2 protein-coding genes are annotated in these 6,131 nt (G+C 44.5%); both read left to right on the top strand.

Annotated features, from left to right (window positions below; genetic code table 11):
• Positions 1 to 77 precede the first annotated feature (77 nt).
• Positions 78 to 353, top strand: coding sequence for a hypothetical protein (locus NWP21_RS08740; protein WP_280792388.1), 276 nt, complete (start codon positions 78 to 80; stop codon positions 351 to 353).
• Between the two features lie 252 nt (positions 354 to 605).
• Positions 606 to 6,131: hypothetical protein (locus NWP21_RS08735; protein WP_280792387.1), on the top strand; the 5,526-nt coding region annotated here is incomplete at its 3' end.

Genomic DNA, 6,131 nt, shown 5'->3' with positions numbered 1-6,131 from the left:
TTTTCGGGTAATATTCAGAGCCACTCTTGTATCTTCATCAAACTTGATTCATTTGATAAACAAAGGAGCAGTCATTTATGCCACAGATTCAAAAGAAAGTATACTTAATTACCCAAGAGCAGCGTGATGCCTTACTCAACTATCTGTTAAATCGTCCATATCGCGAGGTAGCAACTGGAGTTGAGTTTCTCAATAATGCACCGACTACTATGGTTAATTTGCAAGTTACCAATGAGCAATTAGAAAGTATGCCCGGTGTACCACAACTGGAATCTCAAACCAAGGTACAAGAGGAAGAAATACAAATTGCTAACGCTCCTACAGAAGAATCAGGTGTTTTTGATGCAGTTTAATTAACTCTTGTTTCAGTAGTCATGCCCTAGTGGTTTACCAGAAGCAAAAGTAAGTAAGTTTACCTAAATAAACTTTACCTTAAAAAGACTTAGATGAAAAAGTCTAGAAAGAGATTATAATCTCTTTCTAGATATAACTAATAAGTAATATTTATCCTTAAACAGGCTGAAGAGATCGTATATTTCCGCTGATAATTCTGGGTTTCAAATTCTCACACAAATCAAAATCATTAACTCAACTACTAATTTATTATGGATATCATTCAACCTACAACTAACGGGTTTAGTCCAGAAGAATTTCAACCCTTTGATGGTCTGTTTAAAAATTCAGATCCTTTCCATCCACCAAACACCATACAGCAGATTACACCTTATGTAAATCCTGGGGAGCTGATTATTGAGCTAGGGTTAACAACACAAGAGGGAACACAGTTGTTTAGTCCCACGATCAACATCGATCCCCTAACCGGACAAACCTGGGATGACTTCTTGACAGGAAACTTTGCTGGAAACTCTGTGAATTTCCTAGGTACAGACAAAGCAGATGACTTATATCTCAGGGTGAATCCTGAGCAAAGATTAGAGTTCAGTGTTGACGGTACATATTTTTATCACCTCAATGGGTTAACCCTCTCTAGTGATCTCAATATCTCCGCAGATTTAGGCTCAGGCGATGATCGTCTCTATCTGGATAGCTCCTTGATCGAGTCCTTGAACAGTACAGGGGCACAATTTAACCTCGATGGTGGAGAAGATAACGATACAATATTCGGTCCGGATCTGGACACCATATGGAATATCACAGGGCAAAATTCCGGTAATTTAAGCAATATTGAATTTTCCCATGTGGAAAATCTCAAAGCTGCCGAAAATAACCATGCTACCTTTGTATTTACCCCCGAAGGTAGTCTAGATGGCCTGGTTGATGGAGGTGACGGCAACTTAGGTAAATTGGTAATTGATGGTGGCGAGTACATCAAGACAGAGTTCATCGCTAACAGCGCCCATTCAGGGGAAATTCACCTGGACGATAAGACCATTCGCTATGCAGGGTTAGCAGTCAATACAATTATTGACAGTAGTACTACAACCGACAAGGTATTTCAGGCTACAGGTGGGGACGATGATATCCTCGTCCAATCGGATAACACAGGGAAAATTACAATTTCCAGTAGTAATAGTACCTTTCAAACTGTTCATTTTGATCAACCCAGTAACTCCCTAACTATTAGAGGTTTAGCAGGGAATGACACAATTACAATACAGGCATTAGATCCTAACTTCAGCCAATCCTTAATCATTGATGGTGAAGATGGTAAGGATACAGTCATATTTGCTCAAAACTTAACCCTTCAAGGTGGTAGTGTCACCGTAAACGCTGAGAATATTACTGTCAACTCAGATGTAACAATAGACCTAACAAAAGAAAACGATACAGATGGTATCATCACCTTCACAGCATCAGACACACAAAGTGGTTTCAACGCCAGCGGAGCAGTAGAAATTAACCTCACCGGCGCAACCCTCAAAGCCGGGGATATTAACTTATCAGCCGCATCCACAGTTACAGGTAGCGCCATCGGCTTACCAGCAGCCCTAATTAACCTCACCTCCACAGCCAGGATTAACATCATAGACACCCGCATAGAAAGTAGCGGTAACGTCACCTTAGCCAGCATTTCCCAAGTTGAGGGAACAGCAACAGCCACAGGACTAAGTGAATACACTGATAGTACCGCTGATGCAGCAGTAGCCACATCCATCATTGAGAGCATAGCCACCACCAACATATTTGGGGTTAGCTCCCTACTAGTGGATCGAGACTTAAACATCACTGCTGATAATGACATTAACGTTACCACCAGTGGAGACGCTTCCGCAGCCCAAGCAGGGGCGGGTATAGCAATAGCAAACATCACTGGGATCACAGAAGCCTATATTGAAGGAGCAAGCATTCAAGGGATTCAAGCATCAAACATCACAATATCAGCAGACTCCCAAAACAATATCCGCACCACCGCCACCGCCAGCCCAGGGGGAGCCACAAACAACAGTGAAACCCCAGAATCAAGAACTGAGAACCAAGCCAAAACCAGTGATGGCACAGTTGAAGTTGCCGGAGCATTAGCATTTACCAAACTCAATAGCCAAACCCAAGCATATATAGCCTCAGATAATATCAACGACCCAAATATAAATACTGATAAATTAACAATTAAGATCACATCAAATAACACTCAACACACCATAGGAGATAGTAGTAACGTTGGTAACAGCGCCCAGGGAGTAGGTGTAGCAGTAGCAGTCAGCATAGTAGATATAAATAATCACGCCTACATTGGTAGCAACACATCAATCAATGCCGGGCAAATAGATATCATAGCCCTAACACCAACAGGGGAATTTACCACACAAGCCACATCCGGCGGAGGGGGATCTGATGTAGGTGTCGCTGGTGCATTAGCCGTGCATATTCTCAACAGCGACACCAAGGCTCAAATCAACAGCAGCGCCATCATAGATGTTAATCAAGGGGATGTCAAACTAGAAGCACAAAACCAGAATAGCTCCCAAGTCACCGCCCAAGCCGCCCAGTCGGGCGGGGAAACATTAGGCATTGGCGCATCCATAGGGTTAGCCATCCAGCAAAACCAAACCATAGCATCCATAGAAAACGACGCCATCCTCAATAACGCTCGCAACCTAAATTTATCAGCCGCCTCAGACAACACCATTGACAACAGCGCCACCGCCGGCAGTGCAGGGGGTATTGCTGCCACCCCCGCATTAGCACTAACAATAGCCAGCAATGAAACATCAGCACTGATAGGCAGTGGTAACATATTAACATTAGGCAGCTTAGAAGCCCTAGCCAGCCATAAAGGCAACAGTAGCACACTAGCAGATGCAGCAGCCGCCGGCGACAGCGTAGGAATGGGAGCAGCATTAGCCCTCAACTTCGTAGATGACATCACCATCGCCACCACCCAAAGAAATATTACAGCCGCTGGTGACGTATCCTTAAGCGCCCATAGTTATGCATCATCAGACTCAGAAGCCAAAGCATCAGCAGGAGGAGCAGAAGCCCCCGAAGAGGGAGACGAAGAGCAAACATCAGAAGATCAGATTAACACCCAACTAGACAGCGTCGATACCCCCAACAAAGAAGAACATAAAAACGCCATAGCAGGGAAAACCAGAACCACAGAAGGGCAAGTATCAATAGCAGCAGCCCTAGCCCTCAACCTAGCCAACTCCACAGCTACAGCCACCCTAGGAGACGGCATAGTAATTAATGCAGCAGGACAATTAAAACTAGCTACATCAAGCGAAACAGATGCCAGTGCCATAGCAGATGGTAGCGCAGTAGGAGAAAGCGCCATTGGTATCGGGGTAGCGGTAGCCCTAAACATAGTAGATATAACCAACACAGCCAGCATAGGCACTAGTGAAATCACAGCCAGTGGTATCACCCTCCAAGCCAAAATGAGCGACGAGACATTAGGAGGGGATGGCACAAGTGACTTTACAGCCCAAGCCACATCAGGAGCCGGAGCCACCAACGTAGGATTAGCAGGCTCCTTCGCCCTCAACTACACAGGAGAAAACGCCAGCCTAGCAGTAATAAACAGTGGAGCCATAGTAGACGTACGTGGTGGAAATATCACCTTAGAAGCAGAAAATAACACCAACAGCATCACAGAAGCCAAAGCCATACAAGAAGGGGAAGCCAGCGTCGGTATAGGAGCATCAGTAGCCCTAGACATAGAAAGGAATAAAACCGAAGCAGCCCTCAAAGACAACGTCACCCTGACAAACGCTGCTAAATTGACACTAAGCGCCACATCAGACAATAACAGTCAAACCAGCAGCCAGACAGGAGCCGCCGGGGGAATAGCCCTAAGCCCTGGTTTAGCCATGACCATAGTCACCAACCAGACACAGGCAAACATAGGAGCAGCGGGAACAACAGGATTATTAGAACTGGGGGAAATAGAAGCAACATCCAGACACACAGGGAAGAGTAGCACCACCGCCGATGGAGCAGCCGCTGGTAGCACCGTGGGAGTAGGAGCATCCCTAGCAATAAACATAGTAGATGACATCACAGAATCAACCACAGCAAGAGACATTACAGCCCAGGGAGATATTAGCTTTACAGCCCAGGGATATGGTGCATCAGAATCCATAGCCAAAGCCAGCGCCGAAGGAGTAGAAGCACCAGAAGAAGAGCCGACACCACCAGAAGAAGAGGAAACACCACCAGAAGAAGAGCCGACACCACCAGGAGAAGAGCCGACACCACCAGAAGAGAAAGAAAAACCCAAGACAGCCGAAGACCAAGCCATATCAGCAATATCAAGTCAAGCCGCCACCAAACTGGCAATAGACCTAGAGAAAAATCAAATCATCTTCACAGAAAATCACTACTTACTAGATGGTCAGGTAGTTAAGTATAATCCTAATGGGAATACACCCATAGGTGGGCTAACAGATGGTAGACAGTACAAAGTTAAAAAAATTGATGATTTAAGAGTTCAGTTATTAGATAGTACAACTAATAACGTTATAGATTTGACTAGCGATAGCAGCGGAGCGCACAGCTTATCATACATAATCACCTCAACTACCCCTGCATATACTAGTAATCTAATTGACATTTATACAAATGAAATCACCTTCTCCACAAAGCACGACTTAAAAACTGGAGACAAAATTAGCTACTATAACCCGGCGAAATTCCCCATAAAAGGGAAGGCAATAGGTGGAACATTTGATACACTCACCCAGAAATATTATGACGTCACAGTTTACTATGTGATTAAGGTTGACGATGACACCATCAAACTGGCCAGGACTCGCAGTGATGCCCTGTCAGGTAAGAAGGAAGGAATAGTAAATATCAATAGCAAAGGCATTGGCGACCAAGTATTTACCTTGGTAGAAAGATATGATGTCACAACGGGTAAAACCCGTGAACTGGGTTATTATCTGCCATCAACTATCAATGTATCAGGAAATGAATCTAATGTTATCGAATTAACCTACAACCACGGACTAAAAACAGGACAAGGTGTCGTAGTACAAATACATCCCAGCGCTGCCACTCCTAAATCCCCACTGTCAGGTATTAATACAGATACATATGACAACAAAACTGGGTATCAACCCACAGAAGCCAAAACATATTATGTCAAAGTAATTAGCAGCAAGAAAATTCAACTGGCAGAAACCCTAGAAGACTTCAATAACAATGTTTTTGTCACCGTAAGTAAAAGTACTCTAGAAAACCTCAGTAGATATCGGTTCATGCCCACATGGCATGTAGGGGTTGAAACTGTACAAGAGCAGGGACAGGAGCATTCAGTCAGCTTCAGTGCTAAAAATGCCCCCGTAGATGAAAATCCCAACAATCCTCCCGGAGGTGAAAAGTCAGAAGAGCGCAAAGAAAAAATACAGGGGCAAGCAAAAACCAGTGATGGAGCGGTATCAGTAGCAGCGGGATTAGCCCTAAACCTAGCCAGGTCTACTGCCAAAGCCTCCCTAGGAACAGGGGTAGTAATAAACACAGGTGGAACCTTCAAACTAGCAGCATCAAACGAAACAGATGCCAGTGCCATAGCAGATGGTAGCGCAGTAGGAGAAAGCGCCTTTGGTATAGGGGTAGCAGTAGCATTAAACATAGTAGATATAACCAACGAAGCCAAAATCAATAACAACATCACAGCCAGTGGCATCATCCTCCAAGCCAAAATGAGCGACGAGACATTAGGAGGG

It is taken from the genome of Anabaenopsis sp. FSS-46 (genome assembly GCF_029891665.1).
Classification (GTDB): domain Bacteria; phylum Cyanobacteriota; class Cyanobacteriia; order Cyanobacteriales; family Nostocaceae; genus Anabaenopsis; species Anabaenopsis arnoldii.
Note: the sequence above shows the minus strand (reverse complement) of the source record. Positions and strands in the feature narration are given on the sequence as shown.